28 protein-coding genes are annotated in these 25,749 nt (G+C 36.4%); 17 read left to right on the forward strand and 11 right to left on the reverse strand.

What is annotated here, in order from left to right; all coding sequences use genetic code 11:
- Positions 1–15: 15 nt before the first annotated feature.
- Positions 16–2,280, forward strand: a complete 2,265-nt coding sequence (locus ACQWU4_RS05090; RefSeq protein ID WP_429934681.1) for an FUSC family membrane protein — start codon at positions 16–18, stop codon at positions 2,278–2,280.
- Here ACQWU4_RS05090 and ACQWU4_RS05095 read toward each other — a convergent pair.
- Complete coding sequence (locus ACQWU4_RS05095; protein WP_429934682.1) at positions 2,261–2,875, reverse strand: 4'-phosphopantetheinyl transferase superfamily protein; 615 nt, start codon at positions 2,873–2,875, stop codon at positions 2,261–2,263. The two genes, ACQWU4_RS05090 and ACQWU4_RS05095, sit on opposite strands and share 20 nt — an antisense overlap.
- Before the next feature lie 197 nt (positions 2,876–3,072).
- On the reverse strand, positions 3,073–3,603 hold the full coding sequence (locus ACQWU4_RS05100) for a HugZ family protein (protein ID WP_429934683.1): 531 nt from the start codon (positions 3,601–3,603) through the stop codon (positions 3,073–3,075).
- Between the two features lie 165 nt (positions 3,604–3,768).
- Between ACQWU4_RS05100 and ahcY the strand changes: the two genes are divergently transcribed.
- Positions 3,769–5,082 carry an adenosylhomocysteinase gene (gene ahcY, locus ACQWU4_RS05105; RefSeq protein ID WP_429934684.1) on the forward strand — a complete coding sequence of 438 codons (1,314 nt, stop codon included), beginning with the start codon at positions 3,769–3,771 and terminating at the stop codon, positions 5,080–5,082.
- 210 nt (positions 5,083–5,292) lie between these two features.
- Positions 5,293–5,685 carry an inner membrane protein YiaA gene (yiaA, locus tag ACQWU4_RS05110; protein WP_429934685.1) on the forward strand — a complete coding sequence of 131 codons (393 nt, stop codon included), beginning with the start codon at positions 5,293–5,295 and terminating at the stop codon, positions 5,683–5,685.
- 48 nt (positions 5,686–5,733) lie between these two features.
- On the opposite strand, the gene purE is transcribed toward yiaA, so the two are convergent.
- Complete coding sequence (gene purE, locus ACQWU4_RS05115; RefSeq protein ID WP_429934686.1) at positions 5,734–6,237, reverse strand: 5-(carboxyamino)imidazole ribonucleotide mutase; 504 nt, start codon at positions 6,235–6,237, stop codon at positions 5,734–5,736.
- 208 nt (positions 6,238–6,445) lie between these two features.
- Here purE and ACQWU4_RS05120 point away from each other — a divergent pair, with 208 nt between their 5' ends.
- The 6 genes from ACQWU4_RS05120 (at position 6,446) to ACQWU4_RS05145 (ending at position 11,939) form a co-directional block, all read left to right on the forward strand.
- Positions 6,446–6,586 carry a bacteriocin-like protein gene (locus tag ACQWU4_RS05120; RefSeq protein ID WP_429934687.1) on the forward strand — a complete coding sequence of 47 codons (141 nt, stop codon included), beginning with the start codon at positions 6,446–6,448 and terminating at the stop codon, positions 6,584–6,586.
- Positions 6,587–6,734: 148 nt separating this feature from the next.
- Complete coding sequence (locus ACQWU4_RS05125) at positions 6,735–7,640, forward strand: DMT family transporter (RefSeq protein WP_429934688.1); 906 nt, start codon at positions 6,735–6,737, stop codon at positions 7,638–7,640.
- Positions 7,641–7,838: 198 nt separating this feature from the next.
- On the forward strand, positions 7,839–8,405 hold the full coding sequence (locus ACQWU4_RS05130; RefSeq protein WP_429934689.1) for a hypothetical protein: 567 nt from the start codon (positions 7,839–7,841) through the stop codon (positions 8,403–8,405).
- A gap of 8 nt (positions 8,406–8,413) precedes the next feature.
- A complete protein-coding gene (locus tag ACQWU4_RS05135; protein WP_429934690.1) occupies positions 8,414–10,537 on the forward strand; it encodes a cation:proton antiporter in 2,124 nt (707 codons plus the stop codon).
- Between the two features lie 31 nt (positions 10,538–10,568).
- Complete coding sequence (locus tag ACQWU4_RS05140; RefSeq protein WP_429934691.1) at positions 10,569–11,282, forward strand: hypothetical protein; 714 nt, start codon at positions 10,569–10,571, stop codon at positions 11,280–11,282.
- A gap of 21 nt (positions 11,283–11,303) precedes the next feature.
- A complete protein-coding gene (locus ACQWU4_RS05145) occupies positions 11,304–11,939 on the forward strand; it encodes a hypothetical protein (protein ID WP_429934692.1) in 636 nt (211 codons plus the stop codon).
- Positions 11,940–11,987: 48 nt separating this feature from the next.
- Here ACQWU4_RS05145 and ACQWU4_RS05150 read toward each other — a convergent pair whose 3' ends face one another.
- From ACQWU4_RS05150 to ACQWU4_RS05160, 3 genes are all read right to left on the reverse strand, one after another.
- Positions 11,988–12,182 (reverse strand): bacteriocin-like protein, encoded by a 195-nt coding sequence (locus ACQWU4_RS05150; RefSeq protein WP_429934693.1) that lies wholly within the window; start codon positions 12,180–12,182, stop codon positions 11,988–11,990.
- Between the two features lie 350 nt (positions 12,183–12,532).
- Complete coding sequence (locus tag ACQWU4_RS05155; RefSeq protein ID WP_429934694.1) at positions 12,533–13,645, reverse strand: 5-(carboxyamino)imidazole ribonucleotide synthase; 1,113 nt, start codon at positions 13,643–13,645, stop codon at positions 12,533–12,535.
- Between the two features lie 42 nt (positions 13,646–13,687).
- Entirely contained in the window at positions 13,688–14,239 is a 552-nt protein-coding gene (locus ACQWU4_RS05160; RefSeq protein ID WP_429934695.1) for a DUF1543 domain-containing protein, read from the reverse strand.
- An 85-nt stretch (positions 14,240–14,324) separates the two neighbouring features.
- On the opposite strand from ACQWU4_RS05160, the gene ACQWU4_RS05165 reads away from it, so the two are divergent.
- Positions 14,325–15,155: a sulfite exporter TauE/SafE family protein gene (locus ACQWU4_RS05165; protein WP_429934696.1), complete on the forward strand. Its 831-nt coding sequence runs from the start codon at positions 14,325–14,327 to the stop codon at positions 15,153–15,155.
- Positions 15,155–15,538: a DUF1634 domain-containing protein gene (locus ACQWU4_RS05170; RefSeq protein WP_429934697.1), complete on the forward strand. Its 384-nt coding sequence runs from the start codon at positions 15,155–15,157 to the stop codon at positions 15,536–15,538. The genes ACQWU4_RS05165 and ACQWU4_RS05170 overlap by 1 nt, the downstream gene beginning before the upstream one ends.
- Positions 15,539–15,545: 7 nt before the next feature.
- On the opposite strand, the gene gloA2 is transcribed toward ACQWU4_RS05170, so the two are convergent.
- The 4 genes from gloA2 to ACQWU4_RS05190 all read right to left on the reverse strand — a co-directional run bounded on the left by gloA2 (position 15,546) and on the right by ACQWU4_RS05190 (position 18,801).
- Positions 15,546–15,923, reverse strand: a complete 378-nt coding sequence (gene gloA2, locus ACQWU4_RS05175) for an SMU1112c/YaeR family gloxylase I-like metalloprotein (protein ID WP_429934698.1) — start codon at positions 15,921–15,923, stop codon at positions 15,546–15,548.
- A 2-nt stretch (positions 15,924–15,925) separates the two neighbouring features.
- Positions 15,926–16,726 carry a hypothetical protein gene (locus ACQWU4_RS05180; protein ID WP_429934699.1) on the reverse strand — a complete coding sequence of 267 codons (801 nt, stop codon included), beginning with the start codon at positions 16,724–16,726 and terminating at the stop codon, positions 15,926–15,928.
- A 119-nt stretch (positions 16,727–16,845) separates the two neighbouring features.
- Complete coding sequence (locus ACQWU4_RS05185; RefSeq protein ID WP_429934700.1) at positions 16,846–17,286, reverse strand: nuclear transport factor 2 family protein; 441 nt, start codon at positions 17,284–17,286, stop codon at positions 16,846–16,848.
- Positions 17,287–17,514: 228 nt separating this feature from the next.
- The gene (locus tag ACQWU4_RS05190; protein WP_429934701.1) at positions 17,515–18,801 is read right to left on the reverse strand and encodes an adenylosuccinate synthase; all 1,287 of its coding nucleotides are present in this window, start codon (positions 18,799–18,801) and stop codon (positions 17,515–17,517) included.
- A 234-nt stretch (positions 18,802–19,035) separates the two neighbouring features.
- Between ACQWU4_RS05190 and ACQWU4_RS05195 the strand changes: the two genes are divergently transcribed.
- Positions 19,036–19,968 (forward strand): alpha/beta fold hydrolase, encoded by a 933-nt coding sequence (locus ACQWU4_RS05195; protein ID WP_429934702.1) that lies wholly within the window; start codon positions 19,036–19,038, stop codon positions 19,966–19,968.
- A 68-nt stretch (positions 19,969–20,036) separates the two neighbouring features.
- On the opposite strand, the gene ACQWU4_RS05200 is transcribed toward ACQWU4_RS05195, so the two are convergent.
- Positions 20,037–21,626 carry an ABC-F family ATP-binding cassette domain-containing protein gene (locus tag ACQWU4_RS05200; protein WP_429934703.1) on the reverse strand — a complete coding sequence of 530 codons (1,590 nt, stop codon included), beginning with the start codon at positions 21,624–21,626 and terminating at the stop codon, positions 20,037–20,039.
- Positions 21,627–22,046: 420 nt separating this feature from the next.
- Here ACQWU4_RS05200 and ACQWU4_RS05205 point away from each other — a divergent pair, with 420 nt between their 5' ends.
- The 5 genes from ACQWU4_RS05205 (at position 22,047) to ACQWU4_RS05225 (ending at position 25,724) form a co-directional block, all read left to right on the forward strand.
- Complete coding sequence (locus ACQWU4_RS05205; protein WP_040998776.1) at positions 22,047–22,601, forward strand: phosphoribosyltransferase; 555 nt, start codon at positions 22,047–22,049, stop codon at positions 22,599–22,601.
- Positions 22,602–22,754: 153 nt separating this feature from the next.
- Positions 22,755–23,333 carry an adenylate kinase gene (locus ACQWU4_RS05210; protein WP_429934704.1) on the forward strand — a complete coding sequence of 193 codons (579 nt, stop codon included), beginning with the start codon at positions 22,755–22,757 and terminating at the stop codon, positions 23,331–23,333.
- 63 nt (positions 23,334–23,396) lie between these two features.
- The gene (gene obgE, locus ACQWU4_RS05215; protein ID WP_429934705.1) at positions 23,397–24,380 is read left to right on the forward strand and encodes a GTPase ObgE; all 984 of its coding nucleotides are present in this window, start codon (positions 23,397–23,399) and stop codon (positions 24,378–24,380) included.
- A gap of 3 nt (positions 24,381–24,383) precedes the next feature.
- On the forward strand, positions 24,384–25,175 hold the full coding sequence (locus ACQWU4_RS05220; RefSeq protein ID WP_429934706.1) for a hypothetical protein: 792 nt from the start codon (positions 24,384–24,386) through the stop codon (positions 25,173–25,175).
- A gap of 60 nt (positions 25,176–25,235) precedes the next feature.
- On the forward strand, positions 25,236–25,724 hold the full coding sequence (locus ACQWU4_RS05225; protein ID WP_429934707.1) for a DUF6438 domain-containing protein: 489 nt from the start codon (positions 25,236–25,238) through the stop codon (positions 25,722–25,724).
- Positions 25,725–25,749: the final 25 nt, after the last annotated feature.

A 25,749-nucleotide genomic window follows, 5' to 3' on the forward strand; every position in this document is an offset into this window, starting at 1 on the left:
AATTAATTTTGCAGTATGAACTATTCGGCAGAGCTCAAAAAATTCGTTACCAGTCAATACGTATATTCTGCAATCAGAATTACGCTGGCAACTGTTCTGCCTTGTTTGGTTCTCGCCCATTTTGGAATTCTGAAAGAATATTTCCTTTTTCCTCTCGGAACCAGCTTCGTAGCACTTTGTGATCAGCCCGGACCATTTATCAGGAGGAGAAATGCACTTACATTTGCCATTGTCTGTTTTGTTTTTGTGGCACTTATTGCCAGTCTGGTCATGAATTTTAAAGTTCTGGTCATAACGGAGATCATTGTATTCGGAATATTTTTTTCTCTCATCGGGGTTTATGGACAGAGGCTTGCTGCCGTGGGTTCATTGTCTCTTGTTGTTCTTGCCATCTTTATCGATGGACATCTTACGGGAGGCAATATTTTTAAAAGTCTGCTCATCTTCGCATCCGGTTGTATCTGGTTTCTATTGATTTTCCTTGTGGTTACGACCATCCAGCCCTATAAACTGGCAGGACAGATGATTGGGGAAAATTATCTCCAGCTTGCTGAATTTTTAAAGATTAAAGCCAACTATTATCAGAAAAATCCAGACTTTGATAAATTAACCACTCAGGTTATTGCCAAGCAGATTGGTATCAAAAACCTTCAGGAAGAAACAAGAGAAACAGTCTTCAAAACAAGGACTATTGTAAATGAGTCCACAACAACCAGCCGGCTACTGATGCTGATGTTTTTGAATTCTATGGACCTTCATGAAAAACTGATGACTTCCGAAAGTGATTACCAGAAACTGCAACAGAGTTTTGAAGACAGCATGATCCTGGTCAATATCCACGATTACCTCAACCTGCTTGCCGAAGAAATTACCAATATTGGAATTTCATTACAAATAGGAACAAGAGCCAAACCCATATATGATCTGGAACTTGAGCTGAAAAATCTGAATTATCATTATTTCGAGTTACGCAATAAACAGCTGAATCCTGATAACCTGGAAAATTTTATGATTCTCCGTCAGATCCTGATGCGCATCAACGAAATCACAAAAGAGATCAATGAGATTTATAAAGTATTTTCCCAGGATGTGAAACTGGCCAAAAGTCTTTCCACAGGATTAGATTTAAAAAAATTCATGCCTAATGAAGAGAAGCTTAATTTCAAAGTTTTAAGGAATAATATTTCATTATCGTCTTCTCACTTCAGACATGCAATAAGAATCACTACTGCCCTTCTTGTAGGATATCTTTTTTCTATGTTTGATTTCCTGGGGCTTGGTCATACTTACTGGATACTTATCACCATCACAGCGATATTGAAACCCGCCTACTCCATTACCAAAAAGCGGAACCTTCTCCGTCTCTATGGTACTATTGCAGGAGCAGTTATTGCCTATACAATCTTACATTTTATACATATCAATGGTATTTTATTTACGATTTTGCTTTTGAGCATGATTATGTGTTTCAGTTTTCTGAAAGGACGTTATTTCTGGGCTGTGCTGTTTATGACAATCTATGTTTTTCTCAGCTTTAATTTCTTAAGTCCCGGAAATGTAGATATAATCTTTAAAGACAGAATTCTGGATACTATTATCGCAGGAGTGATTGCTTTTGCTGTTTCCTATATTGTACTTCCCGTGTGGGAACACACTCAGAATCTTGATTTAATGAAGAAGTCTGCAACAGATAATCTGATTTATTTTGAGAGTGTTATTTCCAAGTTCTTACAGGGAAATTTTGATATTGAGGATTATAAGGTAAAACGGAAAAATGCTATTATTTCACTGGCCAATCTTTCGGACAATTTTCAAAGAATGATCTCTGAGCCGAAAAACCAACAGAAAAAGCTGGAAGTTGTACATCAGTTTGTAGCAACTTCACACCTGATGACAGCGTATACTGCTTCTCTTTCCCAATACTCCAAAAACAACGAAAAATATCCTGAAATAGATGCCGAAAGCTGGAGCAGAAAGATAGAGGCAGAAATGCAGCAGACCTCTGTTTTACTCAATGGAAATGAAATTAATGAAGCATTAAAGATGGAAAGCCGTCTGGAGCCTGAAGATTCATCCATTGAAGATATGCTTCTGAAAAGAAAAACGGAAATCGAAGAAAATGATCTTGTTGACAGAAGGGATCCTGATAAAATTTCACATTTAACAGAGCTGAAAAATATTCATGATATCCTGGAACTTATCTATGATGTAGCAAAAGAACAGAGAAAAGTAATTGAAAAATACAGAAACGAAACCAATTCTATTCCTCCACAATCGTAAAACAATAATCATCAAAAAATTCTACTCTTGCTTTAAACTCATCCGAAAACTGATCGTCATAAACCCTGCAGCTTATCTTATGAAGATGCTTAAGCTCAAATGGCTTCACTTCATAATTTTTTTTCAGGGACCAGTATTTTGAGTGATGGATTTTATACATACTTTCCTTCACACTCCAAATAATAGTATAGAATGCTGCAGAATGATCTTCAGGAATGAATCCTCTTTCATTTTCATAGGTGAATTTATCAATAACCCTTAAGATCTTCGGGTTGAATTTTTCAATATCGATTCCTATTTTGTTTTTGGAAACTGCAATGGCAGCAAAAGGAAATGAATGGGTAATGGAAATTTCCGCATCTTTAGGTGACAGAAAAGGTTCTCTTTCTTTATATAATATTTTGGAATGAGGCTTTAAGCCCTTCAGAAGCTTACGCACCATGAGTACTTCCAGAAGCTTTTTGGGATGATAATCTTTTACCTTTTCAGCATTTTCAGGCTCCAGCAGCTCATTGATATCAAGTTCTTCACTTTCATCATATTTCCATACAAGAATTGTGGCATTGTCATCTGAAAAATCTCGGTAAAGGGGCATCGTTTTTTTATTCGATAAAAGTAGTGAAAAGATGTGGAAGCTGAAAGAGGACAGAAGCGTGAAGCATGAAGATGGAGGTTACTGACTGCCGAATAACTGCTTTAGGTTTTAATTAAACAGAATTTAAGTATTAAAAACAGATATTTTCTTTACTTACTCTTTATAAACTTCTATCTTCACACTTCCCTCTTCATTATTTATCTGGTCTGATGGTTCACATCATTTCTATGCTCAAGAATTTCAAGATTCTGATCCACGAAATAAGCACTCCCAAATCCGTTCACATAAGAACCTTTTACAGGTTGCAGAGCAATCAGAATAAAATCGCCCATTTCAGAAATGACATCTACCACTTTCCCGTGTGTTTCTTTTAACCTGGTAACAACTGTATTCCAGGTTTCAGTATCTCTTTCTATCTGTGAAGGTGCAGCTTCGATTGTTAATCTTTCTCTGGCGTAAATCTGTTTTGTTGCAGATTCATCTTCAATAAACATTACAGAAGCTTTTCTCCCGTCTGCAAGGTTTTTAGTATGCTTTGCCATAAAAGATACCAGGATGTATAATGTATGATCTACCTGTACAAAAGGCGCATAGCTTGAATTTGGATTTCCTTCAGCATCTGTTGTAGCCAAAATCACACTTTTGGTACGTTCTATCAGCTCCTTTACTTTTGGGGCAACCGGCTTTGCTTTTCTGTTGGCCTCTTCCTGAGTATTTGTATGATTCATAGTATAAAATTTATCTGAACAAAAATAATTATTTATATTAAGACTAAATAATATTAAATCATGTATAATCTCATAACCAGAACTTGGCCTGCCGTTTTTTTATCTTAATTATTAATTGTAATTTTGCACTTCGTTATCAACTGAATTTAAATTTATTCATTACATATGAGTACTACAACACAATACGTTCCTTACAAAGTGAAGGACATATCCCTAGCAGAATGGGGAAGAAAAGAAATTACCCTTGCCGAAGCAGAAATGCCAGGTCTGATGTCTATCCGTGAAGAATACGGACCATCCCAACCCTTAAAAGGAGCAAGAATTGCCGGATGTCTTCACATGACGATCCAAACTGCTGTGCTTATCGAGACATTGGTGGCTTTAGGAGCTGAAGTTACCTGGTCTTCTTGTAATATTTTCTCTACACAGGATCACGCTGCTGCTGCTATTGCTGCTGCAGGAATTCCGGTTTATGCCTGGAAAGGTCTGAACGAAGAAGAATTCGATTGGTGTATTGAGCAGACTCTATTCTTCGGTGAAGATAGAAAACCGTTAAACATGATTCTTGATGACGGTGGAGATTTAACGAACATGGTTTTCGATAAATACCCTGAATTCACAAAAGATATCAAAGGGCTTTCTGAAGAAACCACTACAGGAGTACACAGACTTTACGAAAGAATGAAGAACGGAACTTTAGTAATGCCTGCAATCAACGTGAATGATTCAGTTACTAAATCTAAATTCGACAATAAGTACGGATGTAAAGAATCTGCAGTAGATGCTGTAAGAAGAGCTACAGACGTTATGCTGGCAGGAAAAAGAGTGGTAGTTTGCGGTTACGGAGACGTTGGTAAAGGTACTGCAGCATCTTTCAGAGGAGCCGGTTCTATCGTTACTGTTACTGAAATTGATCCAATTTGTGCGCTTCAGGCTGCAATGGACGGTTACGAAGTTAAGAGACTGGATACAGTTGTAGACAATGCTGATATTATCATCACAACTACAGGTAACTTCAACATTGTAAGAGGTGAGCATTTCCTTAAAATGAAAGATAAAGCTATCGTTTGTAACATCGGTCACTTCGATAATGAAATCGATATGGCTTGGTTAAACAAAAACTATGGTCAGACAAAATCTGAAGTGAAGCCTCAGGTTGATATCTATACTATCGAAGGTAAAGAAGTAATCATCCTTGCTGAAGGTAGACTGGTAAACTTAGGATGTGCAACAGGACACCCTAGCTTTGTAATGTCTAACTCTTTCTCTAACCAGACTCTTGCTCAGATCGAACTTTGGAACAACTCTGCAGCTTATAAAAATGAAGTTTATATGCTTCCTAAGCATTTAGATGAAAAAGTAGCTGCTTTACACCTTAAAAAATTAAGCGTTGAACTGGAAACTCTTTCTCCGGAGCAGGCTGAATACATCGGTGTGGATGCAAAAGGGCCGTTCAAGCCTGAGTATTACAGATATTAATATTTTTTAATCTTATATAATAAAAAGACTCTTCAGAATTCTGAAGAGTCTTTTTTTCAGCACTTTTTACACCCTATCGGGTTTAAACCTTTCCAGCTGATAGTCATTATTATCAATCTTATCTCCGTATTTTACCCATATTTTCCTATAAATATCACTAAGCTTAGAAAAAATGAATATATTTAGCTCCTTAAACAAAACATTTAATTAATGAAAAAACAAAGAGTATCAAATGCATTCGTAGCAGCATCTTGGGTAGCATTGGGAGCAGGAATGATCGGTTTTATTGTTGGTCTTGCCAGAGCAGAGATGCAGCTTAATGAAAAAGGATATTATTTCACCATCCTTCTTTATGGTTTGTTTGCTGTAGTTTCCCTGCAGAAAGCTGTTCGTGACAGGTTAGAAAATATTCCGGTTACGGACATTTATTATGGTATCTGTTGGTTTGCAACACTTTCTTCTATTGTACTGCTTGCCATCGGGCTTTGGAATGCAACCATACTTCCAAGCGAAAAAGGGTTTTATGCATTTGCGTTTCTCCTCGCGCTTTTCGGAGCTATTTCCGTTCAGAAAAATACAAGGGATAATATGATTCAGGAATAACAGAAAAACGCTCCATATCCGGAGCGTTTTTTATTGATCATTGTTTTACTACTTATCATATTGATTAGGATGCTGCGTTTTAATGTCATCCACAGTTCCCAGTACTTTATCTTTCAAAGAATCCTGGTATTTCTGAAGATTATCAGCAATTGCTTCATCTGCACTTCCTAAAATTTTTACTGCTAAAATTCCAGCATTCAAAGCTCCGTTTAGAGCAACAGTCGCCACAGGAATCCCTCCCGGCATCTGAAGAATAGATAATACAGAATCCCAGCCGTCAATAGAATTGCTGGATAAGATCGGAACTCCTATCACAGGTAATGTTGTACAGCTGGCCACCATTCCCGGAAGATGTGCAGCTCCCCCCGCTCCTGCAATGATTACTTTAAGCCCTCTTTCCTTTGCTGTCTTTGCATAATCAAACATTCTTTCAGGTGTTCTGTGTGCCGAAACTACTGTCAGTTCGTATGGAATATCTAGACTTTTCAAAAAATTTGCAGCCTGTTCCATAATTGGCAGATCGCTCTGGCTGCCCATAATAATTCCTACCATCTTCAATTTTTATTAGATTGTCAAAGATAAAGAAATATAACCTTTTTTTAAAATATACATTTCTCTCCGGTTCTTACAGACTGATAAATGATAAAAATATTTCACTTTATTAAATATCCGGCAAGTGAGTTAAACTGTGTTAATTTTCACACACTGTTATTATTTTTTTCCAATATTTGTTTTACCAACAACATAAAATTTATTTAAAATGAAAAATTTAAAAAAGCTTAAAAAAGAAGAACTAAAAAAAGTATTAGGAGGTATTGATGCCTGCTCATCCCAACTTTGCTTTAGAAACGGCAAATGGATATGCGTCCCTTATGACACATGCGGAGGATTCCAACCTTAAAAAATTAAAGGAGTACATTTTAATGTACTCTTTTTTTATAATTACATAATCTATAATCAACTCTTCTGTACCTTTAAAAATTGCAACAACTGTACCCATCCATTTTATTTCATAACAGGTATATTTGTCCGTTATACCTAAATTCACATTGAAAGATTATAAACTTATTTTTGCCGTTCTCACTGTTGCAGTTGTCTGGGGAACAACATTTTTGGCTATCCGGGTAGCTGTGGAAACCATCCCGGCATGGTTTGTAGCGGGAATTCGTCAGTTTCTGGCAGCAATGATTATGCTTGCAATTCTTCTTTCAAAAAAGCAATTCAAATGGATTGGATGGAAAAACCTGGGGTATCAGGTTATTTTTGCCTCACTCATGTTGGTTGTCGCAAACGGAATGACAACTGTTGCTGAAGAAACCGTATCCAGCAGTCTGGCTTCATTAATTAGTGCCTGTTCCCCTATTTTAGTATTTTTAGGAAGTGTTGCAGTTGGTTTACAGAAATTCAGTTTCCGTGCTCTTGCAGGCGTACTGCTATGCTTTAGTGGGATAATTTTTATTTTCTGGGACGGCATACAGGATCTTGCAAACCCTCAATACAGAATGGGAATGATCTTCCTTTTCTGTGCTATTTCCGGATGGGCTTCGGGAACTATTTTTACGAAAAAACTCAATATTCAAAGTGGAAATATCAGTCTGAATCTCTTTTATCAGTTCCTGTTTGCAGGAGTTATACAGGTTATTTTCGCCTTTTTATTTTCAGAAAACTATAACTTTGAAAACTGGACTTTAAAAAGTATTTCAGCAATGCTTTATCTGGCTGTATTTGGTTCTGTTGCTGCATTTTTCGCCTTCCATTACGCACTAACCAAAATTTCTCCGGTACAGGTTTCAATATTAGCCTATGTTAATACTATTATTGCCATATTTCTGGGTTGGCTGATTATGGATGAAAAGATTTCATTTAAATTTATTCTGGCTGCAATTATGATTATCTGTGGGGTTTTTATTATCAACTATAAACCGGAAATGTTCAGAAAGCAGAAAATTGCATAAAAAAACGGAAACTAGAAGTAATTACATTTACTTCCATATTCCCCTCCTTTGGAGGGGTGGCAAAAATTCAAAGGATTTTTGACGGGGTGGTTTACACAACCCAATCTCAATAAAAATTTTCTCCATTAAGTACACAAAACAGGTAAATTTTATATTTCCCCTATTTTTCACTATATTGTTTACTTCAACATTGACAATATGCTTAAAAACACATTTTTCATTCTTTTTACAGGCTCACTACTTTTGATCAGTTGTGATTACAAGGAAAAGGAAAAAAATCTGACGGAAAGGGAAAAACAACTACTTGAAAAAGAAAAAATATTTGCAAAAAAAGAATCTGAATATCAGTCTCTTTTAAAGATGAGAGACAGCATTTTTTCAAAAAAAGATTCTGTTAAGATCGTATTGTGGCCGGAAGAAATCTCAGGCCTGTGGAATGGAAAAGTCATCTGTACGGAATCCAACTGCAGTGATTATGTAGTGGGTGATCAGCGTACGGACACCTGGGAATTCGACAGTGATTCTATTCATCTTTTAACAAAAATCATCAATAACAATAATCTGGTGAGAGTGTATTCCGGAAAATTCGATAATAACGAAATCAAGCTTAACTTCAAAACAGATTCCACTTCGCAGAAAAAAGTGGAAATGAATGTTCTGCTTAATGATATTTCCGATACCAAACTGAAAGGAACAAGAACCATTATTACCGATAATGGCTGTACAGCCAAATTTTCTGTCGAATTAGTACGTTCCAACAAATAAAAACACCTATGATTTTACTGAGTATACATAATCTGAGTTTTCCTATAGAAGACCCGGTCTTAAAATTCCTGTTGGTACTGGTTATTATCCTTGCCGCTCCTCTGCTTTTAAACAAAATTAAAGTTCCGCATCTGCTGGGCCTCATCATTGCAGGAGCCGTAATAGGACCTAATGGTTTCAACGTATTGGCCAGAGACAGCAGTATTGTGGTCACGGGAACCACAGGCCTTCTTTACATCATGTTTCTTGCAGGATTAGAGATTGATATGGGTGATTTTAAAAAGAATAAATGGAAAAGCCTTACGTTCGGGCTCTACACATTTATTGTTCCTTTTATTCTGGGTTATCTGGGAGGTTATTATTTACTTCATTTCTCGATTCTTACTTCCATACTTTTTGCCAGTCTTTTTTCTTCGCATACCCTGATTGCCTATCCGCTGGTCAGTAAACTGGGAATTGCAAAAAATAAAGCGGTAAATATTACCGTTGGCGGAACGATGATTACCGATATTCTGGCACTTTTAGTACTTGCCGTAATCGTGGGAATGTCACAGGGGGATGTAGGTACAGAATTTTGGATCAAACTTTCCGTTTCCTTTATTGTCTTTGCCCTTATTGTGCTGATCATATTCCCGATTATAGGACGCTGGTTCTTCAAAAGAGTTGATGATAAAATTTCACAGTATATTTTTGTTCTCGTCATGATCTATCTGGCGGCAATGCTTGCTGAACTTGCCGGAGTAGAAGCCATTATAGGAGCATTCTTTGCCGGACTGGCATTAAACAGACTTATTCCTCATACCTCATCATTAATGAACCGTGTGGAATTTGTAGGAAATGCCATATTTATTCCTTTCTTCCTGATCAGTGTAGGTATGCTTATTGATTTCAAAGTTTTCTTTAAAAGCTGGGAGACACTGGAAGTTGCAGGAATTATGCTTGTTGCATCCATCGGTGGGAAGTATCTTTCAGCAGTGATGACTCAAAAAACATTCAGACTTACCAAAGACGAAGGAAAACTCATCTTCGGGCTGAGTTCAGCTTCGGCAGCAGCTACATTGGCGTCAGTAATGGTAGGATACAATATTATTCTTTCCGAAACCGAAACTGGTGAACCGGTAAGATTGCTAAATGAACATGTGCTGAACGGAAGCATTCTTCTGATTCTTATTTCCTGTACAATATCTTCCTTTATTTCAATGGCAAGCGCACAAAAGATTGCAGAAAGTGATAATGAAGATACCGTTTCCGGAAACAGCCATGAAGAAGAGAATATCCTTCTGGCCATCAATCATGAGGAAACTGTGGAAAGAATGGTGAATCTGGGTATCCTCATCAAAGCCCATGAGAATACGGAAAACCTCTTCGCCTTAAATGTCATTAACGAAGACAAAAATGAATCTTCAGTAAAAAATGCTGAAAAGCTTCTCCATCAGGCTACAGATGCTGCCGCTGCCGCAGATGTTAAAATACAGGCCCTGAAAAGGTATGATAATGATGTGATTAACGGAGTGAAGAATGTAATTAAGGAACAGAATATTACAGATCTTATCATCGGACTGGAAGATGAAAAGGGCTTCTCTCCTTCTTTTGTTTACAACCTTTACAACGGATATCTCCAGAACGATGATGTGAACGTATTGGTTTATCATGCAGCACAACCTCTTTCCACCATTAAAAAATATGCTGTGATGATACCGGAAAATGCCCATAAGGAAACAGGTTTCTTTCATGCTCTCCTGAGAGTATGGAATATTGCAAGAAATTCCGGTGCCAGTATAACATTTTATGCCCCTGAAAATATTTTGGATATTCTTCAGAGGATCATTAAAAAAGCCAATATAGAAGCAGAATTTATCATTATGAGCACCTGGCAGGACGGTGAAAAAACGGCTGCAAAACTGAAAGAAGATGAAGCTTTGATTGTTCTGATGGCCAAACGAGGTATGCAGTCCTATATTCCACGAATGAGACTTATCCCCGAACTGCTGAATAAGCATTTAAATGATAATAACTACCTGTTGATTTTCCCTTTCTCAGAATTTGATGAAAACAGTCCGGAAATACGTTCTGTAGGCAATCATGGTGATTTTGTGGAAATCGGGAATGTGATTCAGAAGATCTTTAAATAATAAGAATTAGTTTAAATTTATAAAAAAAATATTGAGAACGGATAAAATATTTGTGCTTGCTGCTGCTTTAAGCTTTCAGTGGTCTTTTTCCCAATTTGCAAAGATCGTGGACAAAGATGGCTATGTGAATATGAGAAAAAATGCAGATCTGAAAAGCAGCATCGTAGGAAAAATTAATTCAGAGGAAATTATTTATATTTTTAACGTTGACGAAACTAATAAAGACTGGGTAAATGCTGATTATACAAACAAAAACGGGGAACTGCTCTCCGGATATATTCACAGTTCAAGAATTCGGTTTTTAGAATCCTACGAATCTGTTCCGCAAACTGCTGTCAGTGAAAATAAGACAGTTTTTAATTCAAAAAATATCAAAATAATCATTGAATCTGAGCCCTTCAATTACAAGGAAAACAAGAAGTTCTTTTCTTCCACGGACTACAATGGTCAAAAAATTGAAGATAAATTCAAGGGCCAGCATATATGGGGAACCGACGGAACAATTCCTCAAACTCATTACAAGCTAATTTCCATAAAAATGAATGGAAAAACACTTCAAATTCCCCTAAAAGAGGTTGAAAATCTGTTCAATATCAACACTGAATTTGCCACATGCTATTATGATCCGAAAAATGAAACATTATATATTAACATGGTGAATTCTGATGGAGCCGGCGGATATGCTGTTCTTTTCAAAATAGTTAAGGGTGAGTATAAAGGTAAAACACTCATTATGCCTTTCTAAAAAACATAATCTATGCAACCAATGAGAATCAAAATAATACTATTACCTATAGTTGCTTTTACCTTATTTTCATGCAAAGAAAAAAAAGATACTGCTGAAAATAAGATTTCACAGCTTTCTGCAACAGATACGGCTACAGCTAAAGCTTCTGAAGAAATAAAAGCTGATACAGTCAGCTTAAAAGAAACCGAAAATACCCCGCCGGAAGAACCGGAAAAAGAACCTACTGTTGGTGCTTATGATTTTACTTTCAATAAATTCCCTTCACCCAGTTACAAATTCATAAAAAAAGCAAAACTGGATTTCTCCAGTGATGAGGGTGCATACAATTTCAGAACAAGAATTAAAGAAGCTTATGCAACAGGTACTCCTGATTTTGCAAGCTATTATATCACGGTTATTTTCGGATGCGGGGCAAGCTGTATCATGGGAATGATGATGGATGTGCGCGATGGAAAAATTTACAGCCTTCCTTTGGGTGAAGAAAATTCCTGCCTCTTTGCAGAAGACCGGGCAATTTTTGATCTAAGCAGCAGACTTTTTATTGCAGGTATCTGTAAAGAGTCTCCGGAAGAAGAAAGTGTTTACTATAAGGCTTTTGTCTGGAATGAAGAAAAGAAGGTCTTTGAGAAAACAGATGAAAAGGACATTAAATAAAAAAGCCGGAAGAAAAATCTTCCGACCTCAGCTACCAAACAGGTACCTTTATTGTATATACCAACGTCCGCAAGCATTATGACACCCAAAGTTAATTTCAGGATCAAAGTTTGGAGATTGAAGGCATGCTGCCTGAGTTGAATAATATGGCTGCCCTGAGCTCCACCATTGTGCGCATTCCGGAGTAATTCCTCCTTTTACAGATTTTAAAGCTTCTCTTGAGACTTTTTTTAAGTTTTTCATAATAAATAGTATTTTGATGTTTTTCCTAATTTTTATATTTTAGGATTTTTCGTTATGAAAATACGTATTTTATTTTAATATCAATATATTTTTCATTTAATCATATAGAAAAATTAAAAAAATAATATCTAAACCTACATTTAAAAAATCTGCTCAATCTGCGAGAGATATTTTTTTTCATACAAAGGCTTAATTATCATACTGTAGATTTGAGGAACGCAAAGAAACAATCAACAACAAGTTGATTTGATAAAGCGTATGACATAAGCAAGTGTATATTCTCTTTCTGAAAATAACAAAAGAGCTGTAATTATCTTTACAGCTCTTTTCTATCTTTTTCATATTAAAGTTTATTCAGTAATAACTTTCACCATATTTTTTACCTTCACCAGCTTCTCCATAAGCTCTTCCCGTGAATCTGCAAGCACATTGATGTGTCCCATTTTTCTTCCGGGCTTGGTTTCCGTTTTTCCGTAAAGATGGACGTATGTTTTAGGTAATTTAAGTACCTCATCCATTCCTTCATAGATTACATTCCCTGTATATCCTTCTGCTCCTACAAGATTCAGCATTCCACTGTATCCAAGAGTATCAGTATCAGCTAAGGGTAAATTCTTCACTACGCGGTACATCTGCTCAAACTGGGAATTGGCATTACCTTCCTGACTTTGATGTCCCGAATTGTGTAATCTTGGAGCCGTTTCATTTACCCATACTTTTCCATTTTTATCAAGGAATAATTCAATAGCAAAAAGCCCCGGAGAATGAATTGCATTTAAGAATTTTTCTGTGATAGAATTAATTTGTCCTTGAATTTCTTCCGTTAAGAAAACCGGGCAGATGTTGAAATCCAACAAATTCAGCTTCGGGTCGGCAACCATTTCCGTTACAGGAAAAGCTTTTGTTTCACCGTTCTCATTTCTTGCAACAATTACAGAAAGTTCTTTGTCGATATCTACCAGTTTTTCAATCACAGAATCCTGTACCCAAAGATTTTTCATGTCTTCAGCCGTACGGATTACCTGAACTCCTTTTCCGTCATATCCTCCCGTATTCATTTTCTGTACAAATGGTAACGGCATTTTAATTTCGTCAGAACTTCCGTCCATCACTTCAAATTCCGGGCTTGGAATAGCGTGAGCTTTATAAAACTGTTTCTGAAGAATTTTTTGCTGAATTGTTTTAATAATTTTAGAATTCGGAACTACTTTTATACCTTGATTTTCTAGTTCAGCCAAAGCATCAGCATTTACATGTTCTATTTCAATGGTTACAACATCCTTATCTCTTCCGAAATTTAATACAGTATCATAATCGTTGAAATTTCCCTGTGTAAAATGTGAGATACTGTTGCAGGGTGCATCAGAAGCCGGATCCAGCGTATAAAACTGGTCATCATATTTCAGTGCACTTTGTATCAGCATTCTTCCGAGCTGTCCGCCTCCTAAAATTCCTATTTTCATTCTTACTTTTATTTTTTCTATTAGATTTATTTGCAGGAAAGTTTATTGAACCTTATCAATCTTTAAATATCCAAGCCCAATTGGGTTTTCCTGATTCTCAACATCAGATTTTGTTAGGACAATGGAATATTTTTCTTTCATTTTTTCCGGAAGGATATCATTGACATTAAGAATATCATCAATATCAACACCGTGTTTATCATCAATATGGCTTACAGCTCCTTCAAAACCCATTGTGGCATAAAATTCCGTAGCTTTTGCTCTCTTTACAATCTCTCCCATTGATTTCCCAACCATCAGATGCTGTTCATGAAATTCTTCAAAAAAACCTTTTTTGTACCCTCCCAGATTAAGAAAATACAACTGATCTTCAGACGGCTGATTTGTTTTTTCAACAATTTTCACCTCATATCCGTCTGCAAATCTCACTTCCTGATGGCAGTCCAGATGAATTTTACCTTCTGCTTCTTTCCAGAAATCTTTCATATCGGGAACGAGATCTTTAAGATTTTCCGCTATTCCGAAAAAGACGTCATGCTGTTCGATATTCCTTCCTTTGGGGGTTGCACCGAGAATGATATAAAATAATTTCATTTCACTTTTCATATCTGCAAAAATACGTCAAATTTATCTTTTTTAAACGTTTGGCAGACTACTACAATAGTTTTATATTTGTAGCATGTCAGAAATCATCATTCTGTTTCTCGGCGCAGTTTCCGCCGGTCTTTTAGGTTCACTTACAGGTTTGGGAGGAGGAGTTATTATTATCCCTTTACTGACGCTGGGTTTCGGCGTTCCGATGCATTATGCCATTGGGGCTTCTTTAATTTCTGTAATCGGTACATCTTCCGGTGCCGCAGTAGCTTTCGTAAAAGAAGGTTTTACCAATATGCGTATAGGTATGTTTCTGGAAATCGGGACAACCGCAGGAGCTATTATCGGAGCACTGGTTTCCGGAATGCTTAATCCCAATACGATCGGAATTATTTTTGCCAGCATCCTTTTATTAACGGTTATTTTAAACCTTAAGGGAAAACCTGATCACCAGGAACCTCTGATAAAGGGAAGCCTTGAAGAAAAACTGAAACTGTACGGGACTTTTCCGGATAAAGGAGTTGTAAAGAGCTATTCTGCAAGAAATACAGTTCCGGGATTCCTGATGATGCTGTTTGCAGGTGCCATGTCCGGACTTCTGGGAATCGGCTCCGGTGCTTTGAAGGTTCTTGCCATGGATAATATGATGAAGCTGCCATTCAAAGTTTCTACGACGACCAGTAATTTTATGATCGGTGTAACGGCTGTAGCCAGCGCCCTGATTTACTTCCAGAGAGGTGAAATCATTCCCGTAATTGTAGCTCCGGTATTGATTGGTGTGGTAGTAGGAAGTTTCATTGGTTCAAAAACGCTGATGGTATCCAAAACAAAGAAACTAAAAGTCTTCTTTGCCATTGTGATCACCATCTTATCAGTATATATGATGTATAACGGTATCAATAAAAGCTTCAGATAATGAGAAAGAATTTTACAGATGTGGATCTGAACCGTTCGGTAGGAAATCTTCTGAGACTGGGCGTTATTTTGTCTGTTATAACGTCATTGATAGGTTTTATCAAGCTTTTTACAGAAGGTTTTAAAATGCCTGAAAAATATACTTCTCTTGACATGGGCTCTTCTTCTGAAAAAGTATGGGGAATGTTTTGGAGCTCTTTATGTAAAGGAGAAGGTATGGCTATTATCCAATTAGGAATATTGCTGTTGATCTTCACACCTCTTGTAAGAATCATTTTTGCACTGATAGGGTATTTAAAAGAAAAAGACTACGTGTATGTAGTCATTTCTTCAATAGTACTGGCTATTATGGCCGTTAGCTTCTTTACAGGTTACGCTCACTAATTTAATTTTACATTTCATAAAATTCCAGCGGAAGCTGATCCGGGTCCTGGGTAAAGAAAAATTCTTTTCCGGTGTATTCGTCTATACGAATATCTTCACAGATAAGACCTTTTTTAACTAATTCTTCCCTTTTGCTTTGTACATTTTCTACAGAGAATGCCAAATGCCTTAAACCACATGATTCGGGACGGGAAGGTCTTGGTGGAGGATCAGGAAACGAAAACAGTTCAATCACATAATGATCTCCGATAGCAAGATCAAGTTTGTATGATTGTCTTTCTTCCCGATAGACTTCACGGATAATATTTAAGCCCAAGATTTCAGTATAAAACTTCTTGGATATTTCATAATCTGAGCCAATAATGGCAATGTGATGGATCTTCATTTTTACAGTGCTTTAAATTTTTCTGCCAGCATTTTTTTATACATTTTTCTGAGTTTTCTGTCTACTTCTTCAGCTTTCAGGTTCTCTCCCACTTTTGCAGATTTTATGATAACTAAAGTAACATTCTTGTCAAGTGATCTCAGATCAAGCTGGATATCACGGATAGTCTGATCACCCAGCTGAATATTCCCTATTTTATATTGATTACCGATCTTTATTTCTCTGAAGATATCTGCTTTTAAAGAATCATCGGAAATATGGTAGATTTTTTCATCATTATAGAGATTTTTCTGTTCAAATTTCCCCGAATACAAAAACCTTCTTTTATTCAATGCTATAATTCGCACTGTATCCTTCTGTATATCAATATTATTCTTTCTCAACTCTGAAAACAGTTCGTCTTTTGACTTATTAATTTTAAAATCTGAATAATTAAAATAAAGATTTCCTGTATAGGGCACATATTCATAATATCGTTTTCCGGGCGAAGTTGCCATCAGAATAAACATTGAAGGAAGCAATATAAAGGATGGATTTACTTTTCTAAAAGCAAAATGATCAATAAACCGGGTATTTTTAATCAATATATAAGAAAACGGAAGCAGTAGTAGAACCAGCAAATCTGTATAATCTACCACTCTATGCAGCGAAATAGGTGATACGACATTATAAATCTTGATAAAACCCTCTGAATAAGATGATTTCCAGAAGATAAATAAAAGACCTGCCACAAAAACGGAATATTGTTTCAGCTTCGGAAAAATATAGGTAAGAAGCATTGGCAGCAAAATAATCCCTACCACATCCGACAATTTTCCGGTGAACCAGCCTGTATAATAAAACTTAAAAAAGTGGTCATTCAAAAATAATATAACCAGGCAGCCTATAAAAATATAGTTTAAAATCAGATTCCGGTTCCTCATTATTTTATTTCCTTACAGTTTTCTTTTCTTCTGGTATCTATAATGTATTGGATTTTCCAACCAGTTTCCTGTTTTACCAACTGAAAGCTATTTGCCCCACAATGGGAGAATTTACCTTTAAAATAGAAAGAATACGGTGTGAAAACACTTGCAAGTCCGCCATCTGTATGAACTGCATCAACAGTAATTCTTTCATCCAGATCATCTTTTGAAAATTTGGTAATGGAAGTGATAAATTCCTGTACATTTTCGTTTTTCACAGTTCCGTCTTTAGCAATTGTCTGAAGAATTGCTCCCTCTGCAAAAGCAGATTTCATCAGTTCAGGATCTGCGTTTTTCATCCCTGAGAATAAATTACGGATCGGTTTTTCTATTTCCTGATTCTGCTGTCCGAAACAGAAAGTACAGAAAAATAATGCGGCTGCAATAAATTTGTTCATATTGGTTTTAATTAATCTGATACAATAAAAATAGGAAAAATATTGTGAATCATTAAAATTAACATCGTTTAAAGAATAATTCTCCAGACTGTTCTTTCAATACTTCTGTTTTTTATCTTCATACATCTTTTTCAGACTGATAAACTGTAGTTTCCTTCCTGCAGAACATAAAAACGGCCGCTTCACAAATTGTAAGCAGCCGTTTTTTATTTTTATAGTATTTATTTCTTAGAATAATTCTTTTCTGATGATATTCTGACTTCTTTCAGGACCTACTGAAACTAAGTATACATTGATTCCTAAATACTGCTCGATAAATTCAATATATTTCTGAGCATTGTCAGGAAGTTCATCATAGCTTCTCACTTTCGTAAGATCCTCGCTCCAACCCGGTAAATCCTTGTAAATTGGTTCGTAGTTGTATAATTTTTCTGTTGAAGAAGTGAAATAATCAATGATTTTTCCGTCTTCAGTTTTATAATGCGTAACGATCTTTAAGTTTTCAATTCCTGTAAGAACGTCTAATTTAGTAATCACCAAATTATTGATACCATTGATCATACAAGCATGCTTCAAAGAAACAAGGTCTAACCAGCCGGTTCTTCTTGGTCTTCCGGTTGTAGCTCCGAATTCTCCTCCGATCTGTCTGATGCTTTCTCCCAATTCATTGTCAAGTTCAGAAGGGAAAGGTCCGTTTCCTACTCTTGTACAATACGCTTTGGCAACACCGATAAGGTTTTGAAGTGAAGTCGGTGGAACTCCCGCTCCTGAGCAAACTCCTCCTGTAGACGGAGAAGATGAAGTTACGTACGGATATGTTCCGAAGTCGATATCCAGCATCAATGCCTGAGCTCCTTCAAAAAGAACATTTTTACCGTCTCTGATGGCTTCATTCAATTCAACTTCTGTATCTACAATTCTGTCCTGAAGCTGTTTTCCTATCTCTAAAAATTCATTATAAATTTCTTCTACATCTAAAGTCGGTTTTCCGTAGTATTTTTCAAAAAGAGAGTTTTTAATCTTAAGATTTTTTTCAATTTTCTCTCTTAAAATCTCAGGATTTAAAAGGTCGATCATTCTGATTCCGACTCTTGCAATTTTATCTTCATAGCAAGGTCCGATCCCTTTTTTGGTTGTCCCGATCTGAGTTCCTCCGTGTTCTTCTTCACGGTAAGTATCCAGAAGAATGTGGTAAGGCATGATTACATGCGCTCTTCTGCTGATAAAAATGTGGTCAGTTTTCAAGCCTTTGCTCTCAATCTGGCCAACCTCCTTAATGAAAGATTTCGGGTTTACCACTACTCCGTTCGCAATGATACACTTTCCTTTGCACTGCAGAACTCCTGAAGGAAGAAGGTGTAAAACAAATTTCTCTTCACCTACATAAACCGTGTGACCTGCGTTGTCTCCACCCTGGAAACGAACTACATAATCCGATTTAGCCGATAAAACATCCGTGATTTTTCCTTTACCTTCATCTCCGTACTGAAGACCTACAACTACGTAAGTTGACATATTTTACTTTTATTTTAGATTCATGCAAAATTACTTTTTAAAAATAGGCTGGGCAAATTATGAGGGGATTTTATTTTTTTGATGGGTGGAAATCATAGAATTATCCTAAAAGTTTAGTTGATAATTTTTTATCAATTTGTTAGATATATTATTTAATTATACAATCAATACATTTCAGACAAGGAGATTATTACGTATATTTGATTGTCTTCTGAAATAATAAAGACAACCTATATGACATTGCAAAAATCATCCTACCTCTCCCCAACTTCCGACAGCAAAACAAAGCTTTTCTATACTTTATTCACACCCGATATAGATTCTGTAAAAGCTACTCTTATCATTATTCATGGCATGCAGGAGCACAGCGGAAGGTATACTGAAATTGCAGAATATTTTGCCAATCACGGATTCGTTGTACTCACCTACGATCATTTGGGACATGGAAAGTCTGTGAATGATAAAAAAGATATTGGTTTTTTCCAGCTTGATCAACCCGACGAAAAACTTATTTCAGATGCAGAAGCAATGAGTGAACACCTCCACAAACAATATCCTGATGTTCCGCATTTTATACTCGGCCATTCTATGGGATCATTTGTCACGAGATGTCTTCTTCAGAGAACCAGCAGTAAATTTACAGGAGCAGTTATTGTTGGAACAGGCGGGCCTTTAGCCGGTATAGGTTTAGTAAAAGGCTATCTCTCATTAGCCAATAAAATAGCACCTCATCATCCTACTTATCTCAATACACTTTTCAATAAAGTCAACAATAGTCATTTTAAGAAAGACAAAGACTTTGGTGATACAAGTTGGCTAAGTGTAAATTCTGCCAACAGAAAAGCCTTTACCGAAGATGAGCTCTGTGGAGTTCCTTTTAGCAATAATGCTTTTTACGCATTGTTTAGTATTCATAAAAGAGCAACGACCAGAAACTGGGCTGCTCATATTCCAAAATCTTTTCCTCTTCTTTTTGTCAGCGGGCAAAATGATCCTATAGGGGATTTCAGCAAAGGCGTATTAAAGACAGTTAACTATTTAAAGGAAGATGGTTTTAAAGATATAAGTACAAAAATCTATCCTGAAATGCGTCATGAAATCCTCAATGAAGAAATCAGGGAAAACGTCTTCAATGATATATATTATTGGATTTCAAAGTATATATGATATAAACATCTGCGTCATCTGTAAAATCTGCGGGAACATCAATCATCAGACAACGCAAATACTTTTTATTAATTCAAGGTAATCTCACTTTCCATTCCAATCTCCTCCAGAAAAACCTCATCATGTGAAATCACAACCAAAGTCCCATGATAATCTTTGATGGAATTCGTGAGAATTTCTACATTCTGAAGATCCAGATTATTCGTCGGTTCATCCAGAATAATCATATCAGGAGCTTTATTGCTTATGGAAAGCCCGCATAGAAGAAGTCGTAGACGCTCTCCGCCACTCAGAACATCACATTTTTTATCCCAGGTTTCCTTCCCGAACAAAAATCTGGACAACAATGTTTTCACTTCAGATTCTGACAATGCATTATCATTGAATTGTTGGGAAAACTCATAAACCGTAGCATTTTTATCAATTAAAGAATATTCCTGATCCATATAAATCGTCTGAAAATCCGACCTCGAAATTTCTCCAACGGAAGGTTTCAAATCTCCCAGTAAAAGTTTTATCAATGTTGTTTTCCCCGAACCATTGGAACCTTTAACAGAAATCCTGTCACCACTTCTGATTTCAAGACTGATATTCTCCTTCCAAAGATTTTCATCATTATATCTAAAATTAATTTCCTCCGCTGAAATTAAAATTTTACCCGAATGCAGATTAGAGTCATTAAAATTCACCTTCATCTGGTCAGCATTTTTCAGTGAAGAACGGAGATCCCGGAGTTCTCCCGAAATACCATTGATTTTTTCGGCGTGAACATCTTTCAGTTTCGATGCATTCTTTTCAGCATTATTCCTCATGGTATTCATCATAATTCTTGCTACACCGGACTTTTCCTGTTTCTGCTTCCCTCTGGCATCCAGTTTTTGCTTTCTTTCTATAGTTTCCCGCTCTTTTTCCTTTGCCTTTTTCAAAGCACGTTCTTTAGCATGAATGTCATTACTCAAAGCTTCCTGCTCAGTTTCTTTCTGCCCGGCATAAAAATCATAATTTCCACCATAAGTTGAAATCCCCTGGTTGCTTAATTCATATATAACTTCAACGAGATTCAATAAATTCCTGTCGTGGCTTACAATAACAACAGTTGATTTTATTTGTTCAATGAGTTTGTACAACTGATTCCGGCTTTCCAGATCCAGATGGTTTGTTGGTTCATCAAGTAAAATAATTTCAGGCTCATTGATTTGAGTTCCAGCCAGAAAAACTTTTGTTTTCTGACCTCCACTTAAGCTTTCCAGCTTCTGGTTTAAATCTAAATTTTCAAGTTTCCAGTATTTCAGAGCACTTTTACAGTGCTCCTCAATGTCCCAGTCGTCATTTAAAGTTTCAAAATATTCTTCATCCACTTCACCATTCGTGATCTTTTGAAGAGCATCCAGTTTTTTGTCAACTTTGAGACATTCCGCTACAGTAAGATGGTCAAGGTTTCCAAACATCTGTGGAACGTAGTACAAATCGCCTTTAACAGTGATATTCCCTTCTAAAGGTTGAATTTCCTGAGCAATAATTTTCAGAAATGTAGATTTCCCAACACCATTGCTTCCTGCCAATGCTGATTTTGTATGGGGCAGTATGGTTAAATTGATAGAATTAAAAAGGAGATTCCCTCCCGGAAACCCGTAGGATATATTTTGCAGTAAAATCATGATTCTTTCTTAGTATGGTTAAATTAAACTCCAGCAGTACTTTGGCTGCTGCTTTGGTAAATCGGAAAGAAACTGAATTCTACATGCTTTTATTATTGGGTTTGGAAGTACAAAGATAGTAAATTATTAATTATTCAATTTTTCCAAATAAAAAACATTAAATCTTCATATAAAAAAATAAGACAAACAGGAAAAAAAATCCCTATTTCTTCCATAATCATAATAAACAGGGCTTGCATTCCTTATATATAAAAAGCGGTAAATCCAAAGATCTGACGAAGCAGCGCGATACAATCACAGATTTTGAGTTCAAGTTTTTTCCCTTTAACATTTTTAAACGATCTATTTATTAAATCCATAATAAAAGTAGAAAAGATTTTGATCAAAAATCCTTAACTTTGCCGCCTACTAAAATTTTTTATGGAAAGTATTAAAGTTCACGACAAAACTTTCGTTCCTTATCTGAAGGACGCCGAAATTCAGGAAATTGTAAAAGAAACAGCTTTAAGGATTTATGAAGATTATAAGGATGAAGTTCCTGTTTTCATTGGTGTTCTGAACGGAGTGATCATGTTCTTTTCAGATCTTCTGAAATATTATCCGGGCGAATGCGAAATTGCGTTCATCCAAATGAGTTCTTATGTAGGAACAGAATCTACAGGAATCGTTTACCAGAAAATGGAACTTACCAAAGACGTGAAAGACCGCCACATCATTCTTGTGGAAGATATTGTAGATACAGGAAATACGGTTGAAAGCCTTTTCAAATATTTTACGGAAACACAGCGTCCGAAATCTGTAAAACTGGCTTCGTTCTTACTAAAGCCTGATGTTTACAAAAAAGATTTCAAGCTGGATTATATCGGAAAAGAGATTCCAAACAAGTTTGTTCTTGGATATGGTCTTGATTATGATGAATTGGGAAGAAACCTTTCAAATCTGTATCAACTGGAAGAAGGACAGATCAACCATTAAATGCTGTTGGCTATTAGCTGATAGCTTTTAGCTTAAAAAGTAAAATAAAGAAATAATTTAATAATAACTTAAAAACGCTAAAGGCTAAAAGCAGGTTAGACCAATGGTAAAAGCCAGAAGCTAACTGCCAATCGCCAAAAGCCCTTTAACATTATGATAAACATTGTTCTGTTCGGCCCTCCAGGAAGTGGAAAAGGAACACAAGCTCAAAACCTGATCGAAAAATTCAATTTGAAACAGATTTCAACAGGTGATCTTTTCAGATACAATATGAAAAATGATACCGAGCTTGGAAAACTGGCTAAATCTTACATCGATAAGGGAGAACTGGTTCCGGATCAGGTAACAACGGATATGCTGATCGATGAGCTCAGAAAACCAACGGAAACCAACGGATTTATCTTCGACGGATATCCAAGAACCACTGCTCAGACAGAAGCTCTGGAAAGAATTGTAAAAGAAGAACTGAACGACCAGATCGATATCTGCCTTTCATTAGTGGTGGAAGATAAAATTCTGGTGGAAAGACTTTTGAAAAGAGGAGAAACCAGCGGAAGATCTGATGACAGCAATGTGGAGATCATTGAAAACAGAATTAAAGAATATTATACTAAAACAGCAGAAGTAGCCGAACTTTACAAGCAGCAGGGAAAATATGTTGAAGTAAATGGTGTAGGAGAAATTGAAGAAATTTCCCAAAAGCTTTTCGCTGAAGTAGAAAAAATAAAATAATCGGGATCCGGGATATGGGATTCCAGTTTGAACCCATATCCTGCAACCCGCAATACAAACTATATGTCTAACTTTGTAGATTACGTAAAGATCCATTGTAAAAGCGGACACGGAGGTGCTGGTTCTGCCCACCTTCGCCGTGAAAAATATATTCCTAAAGGAGGTCCTGACGGAGGTGACGGTGGCCGCGGAGGGCACGTCATCATGAGAGGGAATGCTCAGGAATGGACTTTACTTCCGCTTCGATACACCCGCCACATAAAAGCAGACCGAGGGGAAAACGGAGCCAAAAACCAGCTGACGGGAGCCGATGGCGATGATATTTATATTGACGTTCCAATTGGGACCATTGCTAAAAATGAAGACGGAGAAATTATCGGCGAAATTCTTGAAGACAAGCAGGAAATCATTCTGATGCAGGGAGGAAAAGGAGGAAAAGGAAACGAACATTTCAAGTCCTCCACCAACCAGACTCCAAGGTATGCTCAGCCCGGAATGGATGGTGAGGAAGGTTACGTTGTTTTCGAGCTCAAAATCTTAGCCGATGTAGGTTTAGTTGGTTTCCCGAATGCAGGAAAATCTACACTTCTTGCCTCCGTTTCTGCCGCGAAGCCTAAGATCGCCAATTATGCATTTACAACCCTGACTCCTAATCTTGGTATCGTGGATTACAGAAATTACAAATCTTTTGTAATGGCTGATATTCCGGGGATCATTGAAGGTGCTGCTGAAGGAAAAGGTTTAGGGCACAGATTCTTAAGACATATTGAAAGAAATTCCATTTTGCTGTTCTTAATCCCGGCTGATTCCGAAGGCCACTTCCAGGAATTTAAAATTCTGGAAAACGAGTTGAAAGAATACAACCCTGAACTTCTGGATAAAGATTTCTTAGTTTCTATTTCAAAATCCGATCTTCTGGACGATGAACTGAAAAATGAAATTTTCAAAGAATTCCCAGAAAACAGACAGCCGCTATTTTTCTCCGGCGTCACCGGAGAAGGCCTTGTAGAACTGAAAGATGCAATCTGGAAAAAACTCCACGGATAAAAAATGACACACTCAATAAAAAAAATAACAGCACCTGCTGTTATTTTTGTTTCATTTCTTCTGCCTGCCCAGGCTTATGCTCAGGACAGCGATTCGTTCATGGAAATTTCCAGACTGGATGAGCCTGCTCCTTTGCATAATAAAGCATTTTTCAGATATGAATTTGATACCAGATTAAAGTATAAATTTATCCATGATCAAACTTCAGATCGCAATACAAATAATGAGGTAAACGAAGTTGTTGAATATTACACCAATGGAGCTGACCTTACCGTTCTGTCTTTTAACAACAGCAGAAATGGTGTTATCTATAATTTAAATAAAAACACAAATCCGGTTCTCCCTGTCTTGATCAAGGATGAGAATAAGGATATCAGACCGGGGAATTTCGATTATTTTAAAGGAGATATTCCTTTGGAATCTGAAATTGCCGATATAAAGAAAAGAAAAAAGGCAAAAACCGATCAGATACTGGAACTGGTTGAAAAAAAATCAGAAAATGATCTGACCCATTATAAGTACCACCTTATCCGTAATGATAAAGGGAAAACAAATTTAGGGATTATTGAGCTGGATATTACCAACAGTGATAAGGGTTTTAATAATAATATTCTTTATGATATGGAACCTTTATTCTTCAAAAATAAAATACTTTTTGATAAAGGGGAAATAAAAAGCTATTCTTATTACAATACAGACAGAAAGAGAACAAAGTATTATGAATCAATGGATAACAGCTCTGTCCATTTAAGATTATCATTTACTAAGGGTTGCTGCGTTTCTTCTTTAGAATAGTTTAGTGAAAATGTAGGTATTTGGAATAATTATTGAAAGAGATCAGGGAAACCATCCATTATGAAATATATATTAAGTCTTTGCACATTTATATTCTTATTTTCCTGTACAACACAGAAAACAGATTCAAAATATTCTAAAATTGAATATGAAGCAGGTGCATGCTTTGGCTCATGTCCTATCTTTAAATTGACGATCAGTCCGGACAGAACGGCTATACTTGAGGCTGAACATTTCAATTTTTCGAAAGAGTTTTCAAAAGGAGAGTTTTCAAAACCACGGGAAGGAACTTTCAAGGGAACAATAAAAGAAGCAGATTATAACAAACTGGTTTCTCTACTGAACACCCTTGACGTTAAAAGCCTGAAAGACAATTACGGAACAAGAAATGTTACCGATCTTCCAACTTCATATCTGAGAATTAATTTTACAGACGGAAGCTCCAAGAATGTAGAAGACTATGGTAAAAGTGGCAGCACAAAGCTGAAAGAAGTCTATACATTCATTGAAGAACTGAGACATAACCAGCAGTGGGCAAAAGTAAAATAATCTGCTAAAAATATTTAAACTACCT

Source organism: Chryseobacterium sp. MIQD13 (assembly GCF_050496705.1).
Taxonomy (GTDB): Bacteria; Bacteroidota; Bacteroidia; order Flavobacteriales; family Weeksellaceae; genus Chryseobacterium.

What these genes read in the sequence shown, in the direction of transcription:
- ACQWU4_RS05195 (WP_429934702.1), top strand. Translation starts at nt 19,036, where the DNA reads ATGACATTGCAAAAATCATCCTACCTCTCCCCAACTTCCGACAGCAAA.
- ACQWU4_RS05100 (WP_429934683.1), bottom strand. Translation starts at nt 3,603, where the DNA reads ATGAATCATACAAATACTCAGGAAGAGGCCAACAGAAAAGCAAAGCCG.
- ACQWU4_RS05155 (WP_429934694.1), bottom strand. Translation starts at nt 13,645, where the DNA reads ATGAAAATAGGAATTTTAGGAGGCGGACAGCTCGGAAGAATGCTGATA.
- ahcY (WP_429934684.1), top strand. Translation starts at nt 3,769, where the DNA reads ATGAGTACTACAACACAATACGTTCCTTACAAAGTGAAGGACATATCC.
- ACQWU4_RS05135 (WP_429934690.1), top strand. Translation starts at nt 8,414, where the DNA reads ATGATTTTACTGAGTATACATAATCTGAGTTTTCCTATAGAAGACCCG.
- ACQWU4_RS05170 (WP_429934697.1), top strand. Translation starts at nt 15,155, where the DNA reads ATGAGAAAGAATTTTACAGATGTGGATCTGAACCGTTCGGTAGGAAAT.
- ACQWU4_RS05090 (WP_429934681.1), top strand. Translation starts at nt 16, where the DNA reads ATGAACTATTCGGCAGAGCTCAAAAAATTCGTTACCAGTCAATACGTA.
- ACQWU4_RS05165 (WP_429934696.1), top strand. Translation starts at nt 14,325, where the DNA reads ATGTCAGAAATCATCATTCTGTTTCTCGGCGCAGTTTCCGCCGGTCTT.
- ACQWU4_RS05210 (WP_429934704.1), top strand. Translation starts at nt 22,755, where the DNA reads ATGATAAACATTGTTCTGTTCGGCCCTCCAGGAAGTGGAAAAGGAACA.
- ACQWU4_RS05220 (WP_429934706.1), top strand. Translation starts at nt 24,384, where the DNA reads ATGACACACTCAATAAAAAAAATAACAGCACCTGCTGTTATTTTTGTT.
- ACQWU4_RS05120 (WP_429934687.1), top strand. Translation starts at nt 6,446, where the DNA reads ATGAAAAATTTAAAAAAGCTTAAAAAAGAAGAACTAAAAAAAGTATTA.
- obgE (WP_429934705.1), top strand. Translation starts at nt 23,397, where the DNA reads ATGTCTAACTTTGTAGATTACGTAAAGATCCATTGTAAAAGCGGACAC.
- ACQWU4_RS05185 (WP_429934700.1), bottom strand. Translation starts at nt 17,286, where the DNA reads ATGAACAAATTTATTGCAGCCGCATTATTTTTCTGTACTTTCTGTTTC.
- yiaA (WP_429934685.1), top strand. Translation starts at nt 5,293, where the DNA reads ATGAAAAAACAAAGAGTATCAAATGCATTCGTAGCAGCATCTTGGGTA.
- ACQWU4_RS05150 (WP_429934693.1), bottom strand. Translation starts at nt 12,182, where the DNA reads ATGAAAAACTTAAAAAAAGTCTCAAGAGAAGCTTTAAAATCTGTAAAA.
- ACQWU4_RS05200 (WP_429934703.1), bottom strand. Translation starts at nt 21,626, where the DNA reads ATGATTTTACTGCAAAATATATCCTACGGGTTTCCGGGAGGGAATCTC.
- ACQWU4_RS05225 (WP_429934707.1), top strand. Translation starts at nt 25,236, where the DNA reads ATGAAATATATATTAAGTCTTTGCACATTTATATTCTTATTTTCCTGT.
- gloA2 (WP_429934698.1), bottom strand. Translation starts at nt 15,923, where the DNA reads ATGAAGATCCATCACATTGCCATTATTGGCTCAGATTATGAAATATCC.
- ACQWU4_RS05095 (WP_429934682.1), bottom strand. Translation starts at nt 2,875, where the DNA reads ATGCCCCTTTACCGAGATTTTTCAGATGACAATGCCACAATTCTTGTA.
- ACQWU4_RS05145 (WP_429934692.1), top strand. Translation starts at nt 11,304, where the DNA reads ATGAGAATCAAAATAATACTATTACCTATAGTTGCTTTTACCTTATTT.
- ACQWU4_RS05130 (WP_429934689.1), top strand. Translation starts at nt 7,839, where the DNA reads ATGCTTAAAAACACATTTTTCATTCTTTTTACAGGCTCACTACTTTTG.
- purE (WP_429934686.1), bottom strand. Translation starts at nt 6,237, where the DNA reads ATGGTAGGAATTATTATGGGCAGCCAGAGCGATCTGCCAATTATGGAA.
- ACQWU4_RS05205 (WP_040998776.1), top strand. Translation starts at nt 22,047, where the DNA reads ATGGAAAGTATTAAAGTTCACGACAAAACTTTCGTTCCTTATCTGAAG.
- ACQWU4_RS05160 (WP_429934695.1), bottom strand. Translation starts at nt 14,239, where the DNA reads ATGAAATTATTTTATATCATTCTCGGTGCAACCCCCAAAGGAAGGAAT.
- ACQWU4_RS05190 (WP_429934701.1), bottom strand. Translation starts at nt 18,801, where the DNA reads ATGTCAACTTACGTAGTTGTAGGTCTTCAGTACGGAGATGAAGGTAAA.